This window comes from Sandarakinorhabdus sp. (genome assembly GCF_031422795.1).
GTDB lineage: Bacteria > Pseudomonadota > Alphaproteobacteria > Sphingomonadales > Sphingomonadaceae > Sandarakinorhabdus.
This window is the reverse complement of record NZ_JANPML010000144.1, coordinates 1-3,143: the sequence shown is the minus strand read 5'-3', so window position 1 is coordinate 3,143 and position 3,143 is coordinate 1. Positions and strand designations below refer to the sequence as shown.

Annotated in this window: 6 protein-coding genes; all 6 read right to left on the bottom strand. The window is 62.2% G+C overall.

Annotated features, from left to right (window positions below; genetic code table 11):
* Nucleotides 1-69: 69 nt before the first annotated feature.
* A complete protein-coding gene (locus RMO81_RS05375) occupies nucleotides 70-402 on the bottom strand; it encodes a nuclear transport factor 2 family protein (protein ID WP_310474731.1) in 333 nt (110 codons plus the stop codon).
* Complete coding sequence (locus RMO81_RS05370; protein ID WP_310474730.1) at nucleotides 399-578, bottom strand: hypothetical protein; 180 nt, start codon at nucleotides 576-578, stop codon at nucleotides 399-401. Before RMO81_RS05370 ends, RMO81_RS05375 begins: the two co-directional genes overlap by 4 nt.
* A complete protein-coding gene (locus tag RMO81_RS05365) occupies nucleotides 575-1,819 on the bottom strand; it encodes an NADH-quinone oxidoreductase subunit D (RefSeq protein ID WP_409049584.1) in 1,245 nt (414 codons plus the stop codon). Before RMO81_RS05365 ends, RMO81_RS05370 begins: the two co-directional genes overlap by 4 nt.
* Entirely contained in the window at nucleotides 1,816-2,463 is a 648-nt protein-coding gene (locus RMO81_RS05360) for an NADH-quinone oxidoreductase subunit C (protein ID WP_310474729.1), read from the bottom strand. Before RMO81_RS05360 ends, RMO81_RS05365 begins: the two co-directional genes overlap by 4 nt.
* A gap of 3 nt (nucleotides 2,464-2,466) precedes the next feature.
* The gene (locus tag RMO81_RS05355; protein WP_409049585.1) at nucleotides 2,467-2,982 is read right to left on the bottom strand and encodes a NuoB/complex I 20 kDa subunit family protein; all 516 of its coding nucleotides are present in this window, start codon (nucleotides 2,980-2,982) and stop codon (nucleotides 2,467-2,469) included.
* A gap of 20 nt (nucleotides 2,983-3,002) precedes the next feature.
* Nucleotides 3,003-3,143 (bottom strand): NADH-quinone oxidoreductase subunit A (gene ndhC / locus RMO81_RS05350; protein ID WP_310474732.1); only part of this gene is annotated, 141 nt, incomplete at its 5' end.

The following is a 3,143-nucleotide window of genomic DNA, read 5'->3' as shown; positions in this document are numbered from 1 at the left end:
GATACAGGCCGATGAGGCGCTGCGCTTCGGCAGCATTCTCCGGTTCCCAAGTGAAATCGGTAAATTCAGTCACCGGATAAACTCCACACGGCTGCATTTGTCGCCGTCAAAACTGTAGACGCTCATCACCTCGAACGGCTCGCCGACGCTGGTGCGCCACACGTTCTCGTGCAGCACGGCGAACGGCCCCAGTTCATAACCGGTAATGATTTCGGCGCGGTTTTCGGGGAATTGGGCAAACATCGCCTTCAAACCGGAACGCACGCCTTCCTTGCCCTCGCGCAACGCCGCGCCGCGATAGCCGGCTTCCACCGCATCGTCGGTCATCAGCGCCACATAGGCATCGGCGTCTTGCGCGTTGTAATGCGCAATCATCGCCTGCGCGATGGCAAGCCGGCTCATCGCGGCCGGCGGCTGGCAGACCAGCGCACAAAACCCGCCGTCCACAGCGTGGCGCCCAGCGCCACCAGCGGCATCCCGGCGCCTTCACCCAGCAGCTGCGCGGCGGCAAACCCTGTTGCGGCGATGGCGGCGGCGCCAGCCACGGCCACAGCCCATGTCGTTGCATCGGTTTTCATCGATCAACCTCACCAAAAACAATGTCCAGCGAACCCAGGATCGCCGGTGCATCGGCCAGCATATGGCCCTTGCACAGGAAATCCATCGCCTGCAGGTGCGCCATGCCGGTGGCGCGGATATGGCAGCGCCACGGCTTGTTGGTGCCATCGGCCACCATATAGATGCCAAATTCGCCCTTGGGGCTTTCGGTCGCCACATAGGCTTCGCCGGCCGGCACGTGCAGGCCTTCGGTGTACAGCTTGAAATGGTGGATCAGCGCTTCCATCGAACGCTTCATCTCGCCGCGCGATGGCGGTGCCACCTTGCGGTTGTCAGTGATGTGGCTGCCCGCCGGCATGTCGCGCACGCACTGCTTGATGATCTTCAGGCTCTCGCGCATTTCCTGCATCCGCACCATGAAACGCGCATAGCAGTCGCCGTCGTTCGACACCGGCACGTCGAAATCCATCAGGTGATAGGCGTCATACGGCTGGCTCTTGCGGATATCCCAGGCCACGCCGGATGCGCGGATGCACGGGCCGGTGAAGCCCCAGCCGATCGCCTCGTCCTTGGAAATGATGCCAACATCAACATTGCGCTGCTTGAAGATGCGATTGTCGGCCACCAGGCCCTGAAACTCATCGAGCAGACGCGGGAAGCCTTCACACCAGGCGCCAATATCCTCCAGCAGCCCCGCTGGCAGATCCTGATGCACGCCGCCCGGGCGGAACCAGGCCGCGTGGAAACGCGCGCCCGACACCCGCTCGTAAAACTCCATCAGCTTTTCGCGCTCTTCGAACAGCCACAGCATCGGCGTCATCGCGCCGACGTCCATCGCGTGCGCGGTGGTGTTGAGAATGTGATTGAGAATGCGCGTGATTTCCGCAAACATCGTGCGGATATACTTCGCCCGCAGCGGCACCTCGATGCCGGCCAGTTTCTCGATGGCCAGCACATAACTGTGCTCCATGCACATCGGCGACACGTAATCGAGGCGGTCCATATAGGGCAGCGCCTGCAGATAGGTCTTGTATTCGATCAGCTTTTCGGTGCCGCGGTGCAGCAGGCCGATGTGCGGATCGCAGCGTTCGATGATCTCGCCGTCCAGCTCCATCACCAGGCGCAACACGCCGTGCGCCGCCGGGTGCTGCGGCCCGAAATTGATCATGTAGTTCTGGATTTCGTTGCCGTCCTTGGCCGGCAGCACATCCGTCGTGTCGTCGGCCGTCCACGCGGCGCCAGCGTTGCCCAAGCTGCTCATGGCTTGCTCGCCTTTTCGTCACCGGGCAGCACATAATCCGTGCCTTCCCATGGGCTGAGGAAATCAAAGCTGCGGAAATCCTGCGCCAGCCGCACTGGCTCATAGACCACCCGCTTATGCTCTTCCGACCAGCGCAGCTCGACATGGCCCGACAGCGGGAAATCCTTGCGGAACGGATGGCCTTCAAAACCATAGTCGGTCAGGATGCGGCGCATGTCGGGGTTGCCGGCGAACATCACGCCATAACAATCCCAGGTCTCGCGCTCATACCAGCCGGCGTTGGGAAACAGATCGGTCAACGACGGCACCGGCGCACGGCCATCGGTGGAAACCTTCACGCGCAGCCGCAGATTATGCGCCATCGACAGCAAGTGGACGACAATCTCGAAGCGTTCTGCCCGGTCCGGATAATCGGCGCCGCAAATGTCGGTGAGCTGGTTGAACTTCAGATCTTCGGCATCGCGCAGCGCGGCAATCACCGTCACCAGCGCAGCGCACTGCACCACGACGGTGGTTTCACCAGCGTGTTCAGCGATGTCGATCAGCGCCGGGCCCAGCAGCTCGCCCAGCCGCGCCGCAAGGCCGCTGTGCGTGGCCATCACCGGCCAGCTGTGCTTGCCCAATTCAGGAGCAACGATTGTCATAAATCAGCGCTCGAACACGCCCACCCGGCGGATTTTCCGCTGGAGGGCCAGGATGCCGTAAAGCAAGGCTTCCGCGGTGGGCGGGCAGCCGGGCACATAAATGTCCACCGGCACAATGCGATCGCAGCCACGCACCACCGAATAACTATAATGATAATAGCCGCCGCCATTGGCGCAGCTGCCCATGGAAATCACATAGCGCGGCTCAGCCATCTGATCATACACACGGCGCAGCGCCGGGGCCATCTTGTTGCACAGCGTGCCGGCCACGATCATCACGTCGCTCTGGCGCGGTGAGGCGCGCGGCGCGATGCCGAACCGTTCCATGTCGTACCGCGGCATGTTGGTGTGCATCATCTCGACCGCGCAGCAGGCCAGGCCAAAGGTCATCCACCACAGGCTGCCGGTGCGGGCCCAGTGGAACAGGTCTTCGGTCGAGGTGACCAGAAAGCCCTTGTCTGCCACTTCCTGGCTCACATCGCCCAGGAACAGGTCGCGGTTGGTTTCCGGCAGCGCGATTGCGCCGTTTTGAGGCACGATCACTCCCACTCCAACGCTCCCACTTTCCAGGCATAGATCAGGCCAATGCCCAGTTCGCCAAGGAATTCCATCATAGCCCACCATGCCGCTTCGCCGCCCCAGTGCAGGCTGACCGCCCACGGGAACAGGAAGGCCGCTTC